We start from the raw sequence: 15,914 nt of genomic DNA, 5'->3' as shown, positions 1-15,914 counted from the left end.
GCCCACGGCCATGGCCAGAATCCGCAACAGACGCAAGCCCGTCGCCGAGATGAACGTGGTGCCTTACATCGATGTGATGCTGGTGCTGCTGGTTATCTTCATGGTCACGGCGCCGATGCTCAATCAGGGCGTCAAGGTCGATCTGCCCAAGGTCAGCAGCGAAGCCTTGCCGCAGGATAACGACAAGCAGGTGCTGACCATTTCCATCAAGGCTGACAAAACCTATTACTGGAACGTCGGTAGCGAGGTCGATACCGACAGCAAGGGCAACGAGGCCGTCGCATTGGCAGACATGACGCAGGCTGTCGTTGCCATCATGCGCCAGCGTCCGGATACCCAGGTGTTCATCCGTGGCGATCGCGCGGTTGATTATGGTTCGGTGATGGAGGCCATGGGCGGTCTGCAGGAAGCCGGCGTGGGTAATGTCGGTCTGATCACCGAGGCGCCTTGATGCAGCAGCGTGAGTCATCGCCTTCTCAGAGCTACTTCTGGCCGACCGTGCTGGCGGTCGGCCTGCACGTCATTATTTTCGGCATGCTGTTCGTCAGCTTTTCGATGACGCCCGAGCTGCCGCCGTCCAAGCCGATCGTGCAGGCCACCTTGTATCAGTTGAAGTCGCAGAGCCAGGCGACGACTCAGACCAATCAGAAGATTGCCGGCGAAGCGAAGAAGACGGCTGCCAAGCAGTTCGAAAGCGAACAGATGGAACAGCGTAAGGTCGAGCAGCAGAAGCAGGCTGCTGCCACCCGCGCTGCGGAACAAAAGAAGGCGGAAGAGGCTCGAAAGGCGGATGCGGCGAAAGCTGCAGCCGATAAAGCGGCTGCGGCGAAAAAGGCCGAGGAAGCCAAGAAGGTCGAACAGCAGAAGCAGGCTGACATCGCCAAGAAAAAGACTGCTGAAGAACTGGCCAAGAAGAAGGCAGCAGAGGAGGCCAAGAAGAAGGCCGCCGAAGAAGCCAAGCGCAAGGCAGCGGAGGAAGCGAAGAAGAAGGCTGCCGCAGAAGCAGCGAAGAAGAAAGCTGCTGAAGATGCCAAGAAGAAGGCTGCGGCGGAAGCCGCGCGCAAAGCGGCAGAAGACAAGAAGGCGCAGGCGCTTGCCGAGCTGCTCTCTGACACTACCGAGCGCCAGCAGGCACTGGCTGATACCCATGGTGATCAGGTTGCCGGCAACTTCGATGATCTGATCCGGCTGCGTGCAGCAGAAGGCTGGACCCGACCGCCGTCGGCGCGCAATAACATGACCGTGCAGCTCCAGGTAAACATGCTTCCGGATGGCACCATCACCAACGTCAGCGTCTCCAGATCGAGCGGAGATGTGCCATTCGACAATTCTGCGGTCGCCGCAGTAAAGAACATCGGTCGGCTGACGGAAATGCAGGGCCTGAGCCCGCAGGACTTCCAGCCTTACCGGTCCTTCAAAATGACATTTACGCCTGAGGATCTTGCGTTGTGATCAACTCCCTTCGAGGTCTACTTGTCCTGCTCTGCTGCCTGGCGGGAATGGCGGTGGCGCAGGAAAAAAACATCGTCGTCACCAGTGGTGCCGACCGTGCGATCCCGATCGCGGTCGTTCCATTCGGTTGGCAGGGCGGCACCGTACTGCCTGAGGACATGGCGGAAATCGTCGGCAACGACCTGCGCAATTCCGGTATTTTCCAGCCTATTCCGCGGCAGAACATGATCAGCATGCCGACCCGCGGCAGCGAGATCATCTATCGCGACTGGAAGGCTCTGGGCGCCCAGTACGTGATGGTCGGCAATATCGAGCCGGCCGGTGGCCGCCTTCAGGTCCGTTACGAAGTGTTCAACGTAACGACCGAACAGCAGGTGATGACTGGAACCGTTGGTGGTTCCCCGGATCAGTTGCGCGACATGGCGCACCATGCGGCGGATCAGTCCTTCGAGAAACTCACCGGCATCAAGGGCGCGTTTTCCACGCGTCTGCTGTATGTGACGGTTGAGCGGCTGGGTGGCGCCAACACGCGCTACACGCTGCAGCGTTCGGATTATGACGGCGCTCGGGCGGTGACTCTGCTGCAATCGCGCGAGCCCATCCTCTCCCCGCGTTATTCACCGGACGGACGCCGTATTGCCTATGTGTCCTTCGAGCAGAAGCGTCCACGTATTTTCATTCAGCACATCGACACGGGTCGCCGCGAACAGGTCACCAACTTCGAAGGTTTGAACGGTGCGCCGGCATTCTCGCCAGATGGCAATCGCCTGGCGTTCGTACTGTCGAAAGATGGCAATCCGGAAATCTATGTGATGGACCTCGGCTCGCGGCAGTTGCAGCGCCTGACCAATCACTACGCGATCGATACCGAACCCTTCTGGGGTGCTGATGGTCAGACCATTTATTACACCTCTGACCGTGCTGGCAAGCCTCAGGTCTACAAGCAGCGGTTGGGCAGCAATTCAGCTGAGCGTGTGACGTTCGTTGGCAACTACAACGCCAACCCGAAGCTGTCGGCCGATGAGAAGACGCTGGTCATGATCCATCGCCAGGACGGTTACACAAACTTCAAGGTTGCTGCGCAGGATCTTCAGCGTGGCAATCTGCGAATACTCTCGGATACCAGTCTGGATGAATCGCCCACTGTTGCGCCTAATGGCACCATGCTAATCTACGCCACCCGCCAGCAGGGCCGGGGAGTCTTGATGCTCGTGTCCATCAACGGACGCGTTAGGCTCCCGCTTCCTACAGCTCAAGGCGAAGTCCGAGAGCCGTCCTGGTCCCCTTACCTGAACTGATGCGGTATCAACGCTTTTAACCAAAACACACCTGGGGTTGTTACAAATGGAAATGCTGAAATTCGGTAAGTTCACCGCTCTGGCTCTGGCCATGGCTGTTGCTGTCGGTTGTTCCTCCAAAGGCGGCGACGATTCGGGCGAAGGTTCGGGCGCGATCGATCCGAATGCTGGTTACGGTGCTGATTCCGGTTCCGTCGATAGCAGCATGAGCGAAGAAGCCGCTCTGCGCGCCATCACTACCTTCTACTTCGAGTACGACAGCTCCGACCTGAAGCCGGAAGCCATGCGCGCTCTGGACGTTCATGCCAAGGACCTGAAAGGCAACGGCGCTCGCGTCGTTCTGGAAGGCCACACCGACGAGCGTGGTACCCGTGAGTACAACATGGCTCTGGGCGAGCGTCGCTCCAAGGCCGTACAGCGTTACCTGGTACTGCAGGGCGTTTCCCCGGCTCAGCTGGAACTGGTTTCCTACGGCGAAGAGCGTCCAGTTGCCATGGGTAACGACGAGCAGTCCTGGGCCCAGAACCGTCGCGTCGAACTGCGCAAGTAATTCGTCATGCGTAAGTACCGTCATGCTCTGACTCTTACAGTGCTCGCGCTGCCGCTGATGGCGGTGGCTCAAGTGCCGGTGGTGGATTACGAAGAAGGTGCCGCTAGTGGCAACTCGGGTTACTCCACCGCTGCGCCGAGCGGTGACGGTGCCTATGCCGGAGGTGGAGCCACCGCTCCATCTTCGGCACAGGGCATGCTCTTCATGCAGCTACAGCAGATGCAGGAAGAGATCGCGCAACTGCGCGGCATGCTTGAGGAACAACAGAATCAGATCCAGCGCCTGCAACAAGAGGGGCTGGAACGCTATCAGGACCTGGATCGCCGTCTGTCCAGCGGATCCGCGGCAGGCAATCAGCCTGCTCCGTCCAGTAATACGGCGGCGTCAGCTGGAAGTTCGGCACCCGCCGCTGCCAGCCAGGGCCAGTCGCAAAGCGCATCCGGCGATCCTGCAAAGGAAAAGCTCTATTACGACGCTGCTTTCGACCTGATCAAGGCGAAGGATTTCGACAAGGCCAGCCAGGCTTTCGCTGCATTCCTGCGCAAGTACCCTGACAGTCAGTACGCTGGCAACGCCCAGTACTGGCTTGGCGAGGTCAACCTGGCAAAGGGCGACCTGCAAGGGGCCGGTCAGGCGTTCGCTCGAGTGAGCCAGGCGTATCCGCAGCACAACAAGGTGCCGGATTCCCTCTACAAGCTGGCAGATGTTGAGATCCGCCTGGGTAACCGGGACAAGGCGCAGGGCATTCTGCGTGAGGTCATTGCCCAGTATCCGAATACATCGGCTGCACAATTGGCTCAGCGTCAGCTCAATCGCTGAGGCACACTGGCGAGACCGAACGAAACCCGCCCATCGCGCGGGTTTTTTCGTTAGAATCGCCGCCCCTATTTCCCGCAACGGAGGCGGATGGCCTGTTTAGCCGTCACGCCCGTGGCTGATATGACCCTGCGAATTACCGAGATTTTCTACTCGCTGCAGGGGGAGACGCGGACCAGTGGATTGCCTACTGTGTTCGTTCGCCTGACCGGCTGTCCCCTGCGCTGTCAATATTGCGATACCGCCTACGCATTCAGCGGCGGAGAGTTGATGACGCTCGACGCGATCGTCGAGCGGGTTGCCTCCTACAATCCCCGTTACGTCTGCGTGACCGGGGGAGAGCCGCTGGCGCAGCCCAACTGCGTGCCTTTGCTGCAGCGATTGTGCGATGCGGGATATGAGGTTTCACTGGAGACCAGTGGTGCACTCGATATCTCCGTGGTGGATGAGCGTGTCAGTCGTGTAGTGGACCTGAAAACACCGGGTTCCGCCGAGGTCGCGCGTAACCGCTACGAGAACATCGCCTGCATAACGCGCAACGATCAGGTCAAGTTCGTCATCTGTTCCCGCGAGGATTATGACTGGGCTGTCAGCAAGCTGATCGAGTACGGGCTGGATCGACGTGCCGGAGAGGTGTTGTTCTCGCCGAGTCACGGTCAGGTCGATGTTCGTGCCCTTGCGGACTGGATCGTTGCCGACAACCTGCCGGTGCGCTTGCAGCTTCAGTTGCACAAGATTATCTGGAACGACGCGCCCGGCCACTGAGTCGCTGGCATTAGCGGCTCGTCCCTGGCTGGTCGTGCTCATCCGTTTTGAAGGTATCGCGAAATGAACGAGAAGAAAGCAGTCATCCTGCTGTCCGGCGGGCTCGATTCGGCTACGGTGGTCGCCATGGCCCGTGCTCAGGGCTACGCCTGCTACACCATGAGCTTTGACTACGGCCAGCGTCATCGCGCCGAACTGCAGGCGGCCGAACGTGTTGCTCAACAACTGGGAGTGGTCGAACACAAGGTGATCGGCCTGGACCTCAATGGCATCGGCGGCTCGGCATTGACCGACGACAGCATCGATGTGCCTGAGGTGCCTGGTGAGGGTATTCCGGTCACATACGTCCCGGCGCGCAATACGGTGTTTCTCTCGTTGGCCCTTGGCTGGGCTGAGGTGCTGGGTGCCCATGACATCTTTATCGGCGTCAATGCGGTCGATTACTCGGGCTACCCGGATTGTCGACCGGAGTTCGTTGCGGCATTCGAGCGAATGGCCAATCTGGCCACCAAGGCAGGCGTAGAAGGGCTGGGGTTCCGCATCCAGGCACCACTGCAGGAGATGAGCAAGGCGCGGATCGTGCAGGAGGGGGCTCGTTTGGGCGTGGACTATGCGGCGACGGTTTCCTGCTATCAGGCCGACACGGATGGACGTGCCTGTGGCAAGTGCGACAGCTGTCGATTGCGCGCCGCCGGTTTTGCCGAAGCGGGGCTGGCTGACCCCACTCGCTATTTCTGAGCGGCCTGCGCCAGTACTGGAGGGGTGCCGTCAAACGAAGGCGATCGCGAATTTTTTCAAAAAAAAGTTTGTTTTCATCAATCAAATCAGTATCATGCGCCCCGCATTGGGTCGTTAGCTCAGTTGGTAGAGCAGTTGGCTTTTAACCAATTGGTCGTAGGTTCGAATCCTACACGACCCACCATATCGCTCTCGAGGGAGCACAAGAAGCCGGAGACCTGTCAGGGTTATCCGGCTTTTTTAATGGCCGCGTTTTTGCGTTGCTGCAGGCTGCTACGTTCGGTCATAAGAAGCGTTTTTCTCTACGACCTTAGTAGGTGGCTCAAGCGTTTTTAACGTAATAGACTGCGGCCCCTTCCGATTACCGTTGGTTCGAGGCTCAAATGTATTCTGATCGTATCCGCTTGTCCTCTCTGCAGAACAAGGTCATGAGTGCCCACGAGGCAGCTGCCCTTATTCGCGACGGCATGACCGTTGGCATGAGCGGCTTCACCCGTGCGGGCGAAGCCAAGGCCGTGCCCCTCGCGCTGATCGACCGTGCCAAGGACGAGAAGCTGCAGATCAGCCTGGTCACTGGCGCCAGCCTGGGTAACGATCTCGATGGCAAGATGGCTTCCGCGGGTCTACTGGCCCGTCGCATGCCGTTCCAGGCCGATCCGGTACTGCGCAAGGCGATTAACGCCGGTGAGGTCATGTTCATCGACCAGCACCTGTCGCATACCGTCGAGCAGATGCGCAATCATCAGATCAAGCGTCCCGACGTCACCATCGTCGAAGCGTTGTGCATCACTGAGCAGGGCCACATCGTACCGACCACTTCAGTAGGCAACTCGGCCAACCTGGCCATGTTCGCCGACCAGGTGATCATCGAGCTGAACCTGGCACACAACCTGAACCTGGAAGGTCTGCACGACATCTACTTCCCGGGTGAGCGCCCGAACCGCGGTCCGATCCCGCTGACCAAGGTCGATGATCGTCTTGGCGCGACTTCGATCCCGGTCGATCCGGCCAAGATTGCCGCCATCGTCATCACCAATCAGCCGGATTCCTACTCCACGGTCACTCCGCCGGACGAAGAAACCCAGGCCATCGCCAACCATCTGGTCGAGTTCTTCAAGAGCGAAGTCGAAGCCGGCCGTATGGCGAAGAACCTCGGCCCGATGCAGGTAGGTATCGGCAACATCGCCAACGCAGTGATGTGCGGTCTGATCGATTCGCCGTTCGAAGACCTGGTGATGTACTCCGAAGTACTGCAGGACTGCACCTTCGAGCTGATCGATGCGGGCAAGATGACCTTTGCTTCCGGTTGCTCCATCACCCTGTCCGAGCGTTGCAATGATCGCGTGTTCGGCAACCTGGAGAAGTACAAGGACAAGCTGATCCTGCGTCCTCAGGAAATCTCCAACCATCCTGAGCTTGTGCGCCGTCTTGGCATCATCGGTATCAACACCGCGCTCGAGTTCGACATCTATGGCAACGTCAACTCCACTCACGTGGGCGGCACCAAGATGATGAACGGCATTGGCGGTTCGGGCGATTTCGCGCGTAACGCTCACATGGCCATCTTCGTGACCAAGTCGATCGCCAAGGGTGGCAACATCTCCAGCGTCGTGCCGATGGTTGCTCACGTTGACCACACCGAGCATGACGTCGAGATTCTGGTTACCGAGCAAGGCCTGGCTGACCTGCGTGGCCTCGCTCCGCGCGAGCGCGCCCGCGCCATCATCGACAACTGCGTGCACCCTTCCTACCGCGATGCGCTGAACCAGTACTTCGACGACGCCTGCAAGAAGGGCGGCCAGACGCCGCACCTGCTGGGCGAAGCGATGCAGTGGCACATCAACCTGGAGGAACGTGGACACATGCTCAAGGGCGAGTGATCCAGAAGAAAAGAACCGCCGGCTGATGCCGGCGGTTTTCGTTTGACAGGGCGCAATGCCCGGCTTTTCACGCTTTTTTACCGTGCTTTCCCTTTTATAGAGGCTTCGGCTAGTATTCCTGCCCCGTTGAAAGGCAGGAGGCGTGTCTGAATCCTGCGCGCCTCGTCTCTACCGACAAGCCCGAATTCCCGGCCTGGGCCGTTATACTCGGCGCTTCGTGCAATCCCGTGCTGGCAGGACCCGTCCATGACGCAGATACCCGAACGCATTCTCGTGCAGGCTCACCTGGCAGCCAAGCAGCCCAAGCCGCTTACGCCTGAGCAGGAAGCGCGGCTGCGCAGTGAGATAGCCGCCGAGTTGAAGCGCCAGAATGCGGTGCTGGTGGCGCATTACTACACCGATCCGGTGATCCAGGCATTGGCCGAGGAAACCGGCGGCTGCGTCTCGGACTCCCTGGAAATGGCGCGCTTCGGCAACGAGCACCCGGCCCAGACCGTGCTGGTAGCCGGCGTCAAGTTCATGGGCGAAACGGCGAAGATACTCAATCCTGAGAAGCGCGTGCTCATGCCCACGCTCGAGGCGACCTGTTCCCTCGATCTGGGCTGTCCTGTCGATGAGTTTTCGGCCTTCTGCGATCAGCATCCGGAGCGCACCGTGGTCGTCTATGCCAACACTTCGGCGGCGGTAAAGGCACGGGCTGACTGGGTGGTGACATCCAGTTGTGCGCTGGAAATCGTCGAAAGCCTGATGGATAACGGCGAAAAGATCATCTGGGCGCCGGACAAGCATCTGGGCAACTACGTACAGCGCGAGACCGGTGCCGACATCCTGCTCTGGGATGGCGCCTGTATCGTCCACGAAGAGTTCAAGGCCAAGCAATTGGCTGACATGAAGGCTCTTTACCCGGATGCCGCGATTCTGGTGCATCCGGAGTCCCCGCAGGCGGTGGTCGAACTCGCCGATGCGGTAGGTTCGACCAGTCAGCTGATCAAGGCTGCGCAGACCTTGCCGCAGCAGACGCTGATCGTTGCGACGGATCGGGGCATCTTTTACAAGATGCAGCAGTTGTGCCCTGAAAAAACGTTCATCGAAGCGCCGACCGCCGGCCAGGGTGCAGCCTGCCGAAGCTGTGCGCATTGCCCCTGGATGGCGATGAACACGCTGGAGCGGACCCTGGAATGCCTGCGCGCTGGCAGCAATGAAATCTTCGTCGATCCGGCGATCATTCCGCGTGCGGTCAAGCCCCTCAAGCGGATGCTCGATTTCACCCAGGCCGCGCGGCTGAAACAGGCCGGCAACGCCTGAGCCTTTGCATCGGCGCTGAATGTTCAGCGCCGTTTTCAACTCAGCGCAGCATTTCCTCGACCATTCGCTTTTCTTCGATCAGCTGTTTCTGGCGCGCGTCGATCCGTGATGCGATCTGGAAGTTGCTGGCACGACGCTTGGCGAGGTCGAGTTGCTCGATGCCCTGGTCATAGTCGCCTACCAGGGCGAAGTACTCCGCGCGTGCTTGATGCAGGCCAACGATGTTGCCGCTGAGCCCGCGCACTTCGGCGACCTGATACCAGATATCGGGATCCTGGCGGCGCTGCTCCACCAGCTTGTCCAGCTCGCGCTCGGCTTGCTGTGTCTCGCCCTTCTCCATCAGAAGGTCAATGTGCATCTGGCGCACCGGGTAGTTGCCCGGATATAGCTGCAGCAACCGCTGTAAACGGGTCTGCGCCTGTTGCAGGCGGTTGGCGGTGATGTCGAGTTCGATCTGCGCGAGGTTGTAGGTGATGTCGTCCGGTGCCTTGGTTAGCAGCGGTGCAAGGCTGCTGTTCGCTTCGTCGAGTTGCCCTGCTTTGACTTGCGCGAGCGCAAGGCCATAGCGTGCGGCATCCATCTCTGGATTTTCGCTGAGCATCGCGCGGAATCGCTTGGCCTCGACGCCCGGTGTTCTTTCGAACTTCAATTGCGTTCGAGCGCGCATCAGCTGGTAGCGCAGGCTGTCCTGTGCTCCACCCTGTGGATACTGTTCCGCTCGGTTTGTGGTATCGGCGATGCGTGATTCACTGACCGGGTGCGTCAGCAGGAATTCCGGTGGCTTCTGATCGTAACGATACTGGCGCATGAGGCGACCGAACATTGAGGGCATCGCACGCGGGTCGTAACCGGCCCGCTCGAGGTTGACGATGCCGATGCGGTCGGCCTCCTGTTCGTTCTGCCGGGAAAAGCGGCGCTGGGCCTGGATGGCAGCGGCCTGGGTAGACACGATGGCGGCGATGCCGGCATCACCTGCGCCGGCTGCGGCGGCGACGACGCCAGCCAGCATGGCGGCCATCAGAGGCAGTTGCATGCGCTGTTGCGCTTCCAGTCCGCGGGCGAAATGGCGCTGGGAAAGGTGCGCCAGTTCGTGAGCCATCACCGATGCATATTCGGCTTCGGTCTGGGCATAAATGAACAGGCCCCCGTTGACACCAATGATCCCGCCTGGAGCTGCGAAGGCATTCAGTTGCGGGCTGTCCAACAGGACGAATTCAAGGCGACGATCCTGCAGCTGACTGGTTTCTGCCAGGCGATAGACACTGCTTTCTACATAGTCCTTGAGCTGTGGGTCCGAGAGCTGGCTAACCTGCCCGCGCAGCAGGCTGAGCCATGCCCGGCCGAGCTGGTGCTCCTGTTCAGGAGAAACGATGGAGGAGCTGGCATCGCCGAGCGAAGGCAGGTCGTTGGCCAATGCTGGCAGTGCAGTCAGGCAGGCGAGCGTGAGCAGGGCGGGGCGCAGCAATTTCATCCAGACAGGCTCGTTGAGTTGAGAGCGGCTACTGTAGCCTTGACCTTGGCCGGCTGGCCAGAGGCCCGCTGTGCTAGGTATGCTGCGAGGCTTTTCTGTGGAGGCGAACCATGACCGAAGCGCGACCGCAATCGCTTGAATGCGATGCCGAACTGGATGCTGTTGGGCTTGACTGCCCGATGCCTCTGCTCAAGGCCAAGCTGGAGCTGAACCGTATGTCCAGCGGTGCAGTGCTCAAGGTCATTGCCAGCGATCCGGGTTCGCAAAGGGACTTCCGCAGCTTCGCCAAACTGGCCGGTCATGCATTGCTGCATGAAGAGGTCGAAGGTGGTCTTTATCGCTACTGGCTGCGCAAGGCCTGACGATTCGCTTCGAGGAATGAAATGCTCAAGGTATTACGCGGCTGGATGCAGCGTTACTTCTCCCATGAGGAGGCAGTGGTTCTTGCAGTCTTATTGTTTCTGGCTTTCGCCGCCGTCCTGATTTTTGGTCGGATGCTGGCGCCGGTACTGGCGGGATTGGTGCTGGCGTTCCTGATGCAGGGGTTGGTGGGCGCGCTGGAACGGCTGCGGGTGCCGCATCTGCTCGCGGTGTGGCTGGTATTTCTGATGTTCATCGGTGTGATGGTGGTCTGCACGCTGTTCATCGTGCCCTTGCTCTGGCAGCAGGTTCTGACCCTGTTCAACGAACTGCCGCGCATGCTGGTCGAGTGGCAGTCGTTGCTGCTATTGCTGCCGGAGCGCTACCCGCAGCTGGTGACCGAGGAGCAGGTGCTGCGCGGTATCGACTTTATTCGAAGCGAGATCGGCCGTTATGGCCAATTGGTGCTGACATCGTCGCTGTCCAGCCTGCCGCTGCTGATCGGACTGATGATTTATCTGGTCCTGGTGCCGATCCTGGTGTTCTTTTTCCTCAAGGACCGGCAGCAGATCAGCGATTGGATCAAGAGCTATCTGCCGCGCGAGCGCGGGCTGATCACTCAGGTCTCGCAGGAAATGAATCTGCAGATCGCCAACTACATCCGTGGCAAGGCGATCGAGATCCTGATCTGTGCCGTGGTGTCGTATGCAGTCTTCGCCGCGCTGGGGCTTAACTATGCCGCGCTGATGGCGATGCTGGTCGGCGTCTCGGTCGTGGTGCCCTATATCGGCGCGACGGTCGTGACCATTCCGATCGCGCTGATCGGAATATTCCAATGGGGGCTGGGCGACCAGTTCTTCTACCTGATGGTGGCTTACGCGATCATCCAGACGCTGGATGGCAACGTGCTGGTGCCCCTGCTGTTCTCCGAGGCGGTGAATCTGCACCCGGTGGCGATCATCTGCGCGGTACTGCTGTTTGGAGGGTTGTGGGGCTTCTGGGGCGTGTTCTTTGCCATTCCGTTGGCGACCTTGTTCAAGGCCGTTCTCAATGCGTGGCCAGGCGAGCCTAAGGCGGGTTTGGTCGAAGTGGCTGAATGACGCGGGAAGGGCTGGCGCTGTGGCCAGCCTTTTTCATTCGGCGTTCAGTGCTTGCGCGGCTTGAAGGACCGCCTCTACGTGGCCCGGCACCTTGACCGTACGCCACTCCTGTCGCAACACGCCGTTGCGGTCGATGAGAAAGGTGCTGCGATCCACGCCGAGGTATTCCTTGCCGTAGAGCTTTTTCAGTTTGATCACGTCGAACAGCTGGCAGAGCTGCTCTTCTTTGTCACTGATCAGCTCGAACGGGAAGCCCTGCTTGGCGCGAAAGTTCTCATGGGTCTTCAGGCTGTCACGGGAAACGCCGAATACCAGGGTGTTCGCCGCCATAAAAGCCTGGTGGTGATCGCGAAAGCCCTGGCCTTCGGTTGTACAGCCGGGTGTGTTGTCCTTCGGGTAGAAGTACAACACGACCTGCTTGCCTGCCAGCGACTCGAGTTTGATCAGCTGACCACTGGTGGCCTGAGCCTGAAAGGGCGGGACGGGGCGGTCGATTTCAACGGCCATTGTGGGCTCCTGGTTACTGATCTCAAGGGTTCTGCGGACGCCAGGGCTCGATCAGTGCGTCGAGGTTCAGTGCGTCGGCGAAATCGAGGAACTGGTCGCGCAGCCAGCTGATCTGCGTACCCGCCGGGAGCGTGACGGTCAGTGTGGCGTTGAGCATGGTTCCGCCGGTCTGTGGGGCCTGGTAGGTGTCGCAGGTCAGGCTTTCCAGTTCGACGCGATGGTCGATGAAGAACTGGCACAGCTCATTGAGGATGTCGGGACGAAAGGCGGCGCTCACATAAGCGACGTAGGGCAGTGCCTGCGGGCGGTTTTCCAGCGCCTCGCTGCGCACCACGTTGGCGGTGAAGGAGTGCTTCTTCGCAAGCCCCGGCAGGGTCGTTTCCATCCGGGCCAATGCGTCCCAGCTGCCAGTGACTTCCAGAACCAGTGCACTGCATTCGCCGTGGCGGGTCAGCCGCGTGCTGACAACCGCGCAGCGATTCTCGTTGGCGGCCCGGCAGAGCACGTTGGTCAGCTCCATCGGGTTGGCGCCGAGCGCGCTGATGACGAGAAATTGTTCGCGGGGTAGAGGGGGGGTGGACATGCAGCATTCCTGGCGGTGGTGAATCGGTCGGCCAGCCAAGCCGAAAACGGCTAAGGGTAGCGAAAACCGAGGGCAGAGGGAATGCGCACTGCCAAATGGCCCCCGTGGCGAGGGCTCGGCGCCTGGTCCCCATCGGCTTTGTGCAGCGTGCTTCAGGCTACTCGCAAAGCGCTGGGGAGCCTTGTACCATTACGCCTCTTTTTTATTATTCCGGCAGGAGTGGTTGCATGATTGCGGGCAGTATGGTGGCGCTGGTCACGCCCATGGATGCGCAGGGCGGTCTGGACTGGGACAGCCTGAGCAAACTGGTGGACTTCCACTTGCAGGAAGGCACCAATGCAATCGTTGCTGTCGGGACTACCGGTGAGTCGGCCACGCTTAGCGTCGCCGAGCACATCGAAGTGATCCGGCGCGTCGTCGACCAGGTCAATGGCCGGATTCCGGTCATCGCCGGTACGGGCGCCAACTCCACCAGCGAAGCCGTCGAGCTGACCGAGAACGCCAAGTCCGCAGGCGCCGATGCCTGCCTGCTGGTGACCCCGTACTACAACAAGCCGACCCAGGAAGGCCTCTACCTGCACTTCAAACACATCGCCGAGGCCGTGGCGATTCCGCAGATTCTCTACAACGTGCCCGGTCGTACCGTTTGCGACATGCTGCCGGATACCGTCGAGCGGTTGTCCAAGATATCCAACATCATCGGGATCAAGGAGGCCACGGGCGACCTCAAGCGCGGCCAGGAAGTGCTGGATCGTGTCAGCAAGGATTTCCTCGTGTACTCCGGTGATGACCCCACTGCCGTCGAGCTGATGCTGATGGGCGGCAAGGGCAATATCTCCGTGACCGCAAACGTGGCGCCACGCGCCATGAGTGATCTCTGCGCCGCTGCGATGGCCGGTGATGCCACCACTGCTCGGGCAATCAACGAGCGTTTGATGCCGCTGCATCGCGCTCTGTTTCTGGAAGCCAACCCGATCCCAGTCAAGTGGGCACTGCACGAGATGAGCCTGATGGGTAATGGCATCCGTCTGCCGCTGACCTGGCTGAGTCAGAGCTTCCAGGAACCGCTACGCCAGGCAATGCGCCAAACCGGCGTACTGGCTTAATAACAAAGGAATACGCATGAAGCGACTGGCCGGACTTTCGACCCTTGCCCTGATGATCTCTGCAACCAGTGGCTGCGGCTGGCTGTGGGGCGATGATGGATATTTCCGTGACCGCGGTAGTGACTACCTTTCGGCGCGTCAGACCGCACCGATGCAGGTTGCAGTCGATGGCGAGACCCGCCCGCTCGACCCGCTGCTGCCGATTCCGCAGCAGGTTGCTGACAGCACTGGCGTTCCTGGCAAGTACGAAGTGCCGCGCCCCCAGCGTTTGCAAGTGGCGGCAGAGCTCAGTGATTTCAGCGTGCAGTCGTCCGAGGATTCTCGCTGGCTTGTGGCACAGTACACACCGTCACAGGTCTGGACCGCCGCGCGGCAGTTCTTCACCGACAACGGCTTCAGCATTGCTGAAGAGCGCCGCCAGACCGGCGAGTTCACCACGGCCTGGCAAGGCGCCGCGGGGCTGAACGACGCGTTGGTACGCAATCTGGGCATTCAGGATGGCGAAACGCGGGTACGTGTTCGCGTCGAGCCGGGTGTACAGCGCAATACCAGCGAGATCTTCGTGGTCAGCGTCAAGCGTCCAGCCGGCAGCACCGCCGACGTGGCCTGGCCGGAGATTTCCAGCAACAAGGAACTCGATCGGGTACTGCTCGACGAGTTGCAAGCCAGCCTTACCCAGAGCGCCAAGCAAGGCGGCTCGGTGTCGCTGCTGGCAGAGCGTGATTTCGATGCGCCGAGTCGGGTGAATCTGACCGAGGACGGCAGCGGCAATCCTCTGCTGCAGCTGGATAGCGATTTCGATCGCGCCTGGTCCAGTATCGGTCGAGCCCTTCAGGCGGCGGACGTACGCGTGGACGATCTGGACCGCAGCCTTGGCGTGTATTACGTGAATCTGAGCGAGCGTGCCGACGATCCGGATGACAAGCCCGGCTTCTTCAGCCGTCTGTTCGGTGGTGCACCGGACAAGGACGAGATCGAGGCGCGGGCTGAGCGTTATCAGGTACGTCTGACTCGTGTCGGCAATGGCGTTCAGGTCTCGCTCGACAAGAGCGTCGACACCGTCGCACCGGCCGATGTCGCACGCCGGGTGCTCAGTCTGCTCAAGGACAACCTGGGCTAAGCGAGAGCTGCCCTTGCAACACGACACGGATAGGCGAAACCCTCGGTTTCGCCTGTTTCGTTTCTGCCGACCTGCCAACCGCGGAAGTTTCGTATGACCACTCCCACCGCCCTCAGCCTGAAGAAGATCTATTCGGGCAAGGTTCGTGATCTCTACGAGATCGACGACAAACGCATGCTCATGGTCGCCACCGATCGTCTATCGGCGTTCGACGTGATTCTTGCCGAACCGATTCCGGAGAAAGGCAAGATACTCACCGCGATCTCCAACTTCTGGTTCGACAAGCTCAACGGCCTGATCCCCAACCACTTCACCGGTGACAAGGTCGAAGACGTTGTGCCGGCAACCGAGTTGCCGCTGGTAGAAGGCCGTGCCGTGGTCGCCAAGCGTCTAAAGCCGGTAGCAGTGGAGGCGATTGTGCGTGGCTATATCGTCGGCTCCGGCTGGAAGGAATACCAAAAGAGCGGCACGGTTTGCGGCATCCAGCTGCCAGCCGGCTTGAAAGAAGCTGCCAAGCTGCCGCAGCCAATCTTCACACCTTCGACCAAGGCGGCAGTGGGCGATCACGACGAGAACATCTCGTTCGAGCAGTGCGAGGCTATCATCGGCAAGGAGCTTGCTGCCCAGGTGCGCGACGTGTCCATCGCGCTCTATAGCGCGGCAGTCGAGTACGCAGCCACGCGCGGCATCATCATCGCCGACACCAAGTTCGAGTTCGGGCTCGACGACGACGGCACGCTGACGCTGATGGACGAAGTGCTCACACCCGACTCGAGCCGCTTCTGGCCAGCCGATAGCTACGAGGAAGACAAGAACCCGCCGAGCTTCGACAAGCAGTTCGTCCGTGACTGGCTCGAATCCAC

General features: G+C 60.1%; 17 protein-coding genes and 1 tRNA gene. 15 read left to right on the top strand and 3 right to left on the bottom strand.

The window, feature by feature from the left end:
* Positions 1–10: 10 nt before the first annotated feature.
* From tolR to nadA, 10 genes are all read left to right on the top strand, one after another.
* A complete protein-coding gene (gene tolR / locus RT582_RS15365) occupies positions 11–451 on the top strand; it encodes a protein TolR (protein ID WP_003300685.1) in 441 nt (146 codons plus the stop codon).
* Positions 451–1,452 (top strand): cell envelope integrity protein TolA, encoded by a 1,002-nt coding sequence (gene tolA / locus RT582_RS15360; RefSeq protein ID WP_313478322.1) that lies wholly within the window; start codon positions 451–453, stop codon positions 1,450–1,452. Before tolR ends, tolA begins: the two co-directional genes overlap by 1 nt.
* Positions 1,449–2,750: a Tol-Pal system beta propeller repeat protein TolB gene (gene tolB, locus RT582_RS15355; protein WP_041014614.1), complete on the top strand. Its 1,302-nt coding sequence runs from the start codon at positions 1,449–1,451 to the stop codon at positions 2,748–2,750. Before tolA ends, tolB begins: the two co-directional genes overlap by 4 nt.
* A gap of 46 nt (positions 2,751–2,796) precedes the next feature.
* Positions 2,797–3,300 carry a peptidoglycan-associated lipoprotein Pal gene (pal, locus tag RT582_RS15350; protein ID WP_003280313.1) on the top strand — a complete coding sequence of 168 codons (504 nt, stop codon included), beginning with the start codon at positions 2,797–2,799 and terminating at the stop codon, positions 3,298–3,300.
* A gap of 6 nt (positions 3,301–3,306) precedes the next feature.
* Complete coding sequence (gene ybgF / locus RT582_RS15345) at positions 3,307–4,119, top strand: tol-pal system protein YbgF (RefSeq protein WP_041014613.1); 813 nt, start codon at positions 3,307–3,309, stop codon at positions 4,117–4,119.
* Positions 4,120–4,239: 120 nt separating this feature from the next.
* Entirely contained in the window at positions 4,240–4,881 is a 642-nt protein-coding gene (queE, locus tag RT582_RS15340; protein WP_023446256.1) for a 7-carboxy-7-deazaguanine synthase QueE, read from the top strand.
* A gap of 63 nt (positions 4,882–4,944) precedes the next feature.
* Entirely contained in the window at positions 4,945–5,619 is a 675-nt protein-coding gene (gene queC / locus RT582_RS15335; protein ID WP_041014612.1) for a 7-cyano-7-deazaguanine synthase QueC, read from the top strand.
* Positions 5,620–5,727: 108 nt separating this feature from the next.
* Positions 5,728–5,803: transfer RNA gene (locus RT582_RS15330), tRNA-Lys, on the top strand.
* Between the two features lie 199 nt (positions 5,804–6,002).
* Complete coding sequence (locus RT582_RS15325; RefSeq protein ID WP_041014611.1) at positions 6,003–7,499, top strand: acetyl-CoA hydrolase/transferase family protein; 1,497 nt, start codon at positions 6,003–6,005, stop codon at positions 7,497–7,499.
* 246 nt (positions 7,500–7,745) lie between these two features.
* Positions 7,746–8,804: a quinolinate synthase NadA gene (gene nadA, locus RT582_RS15320; protein WP_041014610.1), complete on the top strand. Its 1,059-nt coding sequence runs from the start codon at positions 7,746–7,748 to the stop codon at positions 8,802–8,804.
* A 40-nt stretch (positions 8,805–8,844) separates the two neighbouring features.
* Here nadA and RT582_RS15315 read toward each other — a convergent pair whose 3' ends face one another.
* Positions 8,845–10,275, bottom strand: a complete 1,431-nt coding sequence (locus tag RT582_RS15315) for a M48 family metalloprotease (protein ID WP_023446252.1) — start codon at positions 10,273–10,275, stop codon at positions 8,845–8,847.
* A gap of 110 nt (positions 10,276–10,385) precedes the next feature.
* Here RT582_RS15315 and RT582_RS15310 point away from each other — a divergent pair, with 110 nt between their 5' ends.
* Complete coding sequence (locus RT582_RS15310; protein ID WP_014821027.1) at positions 10,386–10,637, top strand: sulfurtransferase TusA family protein; 252 nt, start codon at positions 10,386–10,388, stop codon at positions 10,635–10,637.
* A 21-nt stretch (positions 10,638–10,658) separates the two neighbouring features.
* Entirely contained in the window at positions 10,659–11,735 is a 1,077-nt protein-coding gene (locus RT582_RS15305; protein WP_014821026.1) for an AI-2E family transporter, read from the top strand.
* Between the two features lie 33 nt (positions 11,736–11,768).
* Here the strand turns inward: RT582_RS15305 and RT582_RS15300 are convergent, their stop codons facing one another.
* Both RT582_RS15300 and RT582_RS15295 read right to left on the bottom strand, forming a co-directional pair.
* Positions 11,769–12,242, bottom strand: a complete 474-nt coding sequence (locus RT582_RS15300; protein WP_090521336.1) for a peroxiredoxin — start codon at positions 12,240–12,242, stop codon at positions 11,769–11,771.
* Positions 12,243–12,264: 22 nt separating this feature from the next.
* Positions 12,265–12,825, bottom strand: coding sequence for a glycine cleavage system protein R (locus RT582_RS15295; protein WP_090521334.1), 561 nt, complete (start codon positions 12,823–12,825; stop codon positions 12,265–12,267).
* A gap of 227 nt (positions 12,826–13,052) precedes the next feature.
* On the opposite strand from RT582_RS15295, the gene dapA reads away from it, so the two are divergent.
* From dapA to RT582_RS15280, 3 genes are all read left to right on the top strand, one after another.
* Positions 13,053–13,931: a 4-hydroxy-tetrahydrodipicolinate synthase gene (dapA, locus tag RT582_RS15290; RefSeq protein WP_090521332.1), complete on the top strand. Its 879-nt coding sequence runs from the start codon at positions 13,053–13,055 to the stop codon at positions 13,929–13,931.
* Between the two features lie 16 nt (positions 13,932–13,947).
* On the top strand, positions 13,948–15,051 hold the full coding sequence (gene bamC, locus RT582_RS15285; RefSeq protein ID WP_090521330.1) for an outer membrane protein assembly factor BamC: 1,104 nt from the start codon (positions 13,948–13,950) through the stop codon (positions 15,049–15,051).
* A 93-nt stretch (positions 15,052–15,144) separates the two neighbouring features.
* Positions 15,145–15,914: phosphoribosylaminoimidazolesuccinocarboxamide synthase (locus RT582_RS15280; protein ID WP_313478319.1), on the top strand; the 770-nt coding region annotated here is incomplete at its 3' end.

The organism is Stutzerimonas kunmingensis (assembly GCF_032106285.1).
In the GTDB taxonomy this organism is placed as follows: Bacteria; Pseudomonadota; Gammaproteobacteria; order Pseudomonadales; family Pseudomonadaceae; genus Stutzerimonas; species Stutzerimonas kunmingensis_B.
The sequence above is the reverse complement of the archived record's forward strand: the minus strand, read 5'-3'. Positions and strand labels throughout refer to the sequence as shown.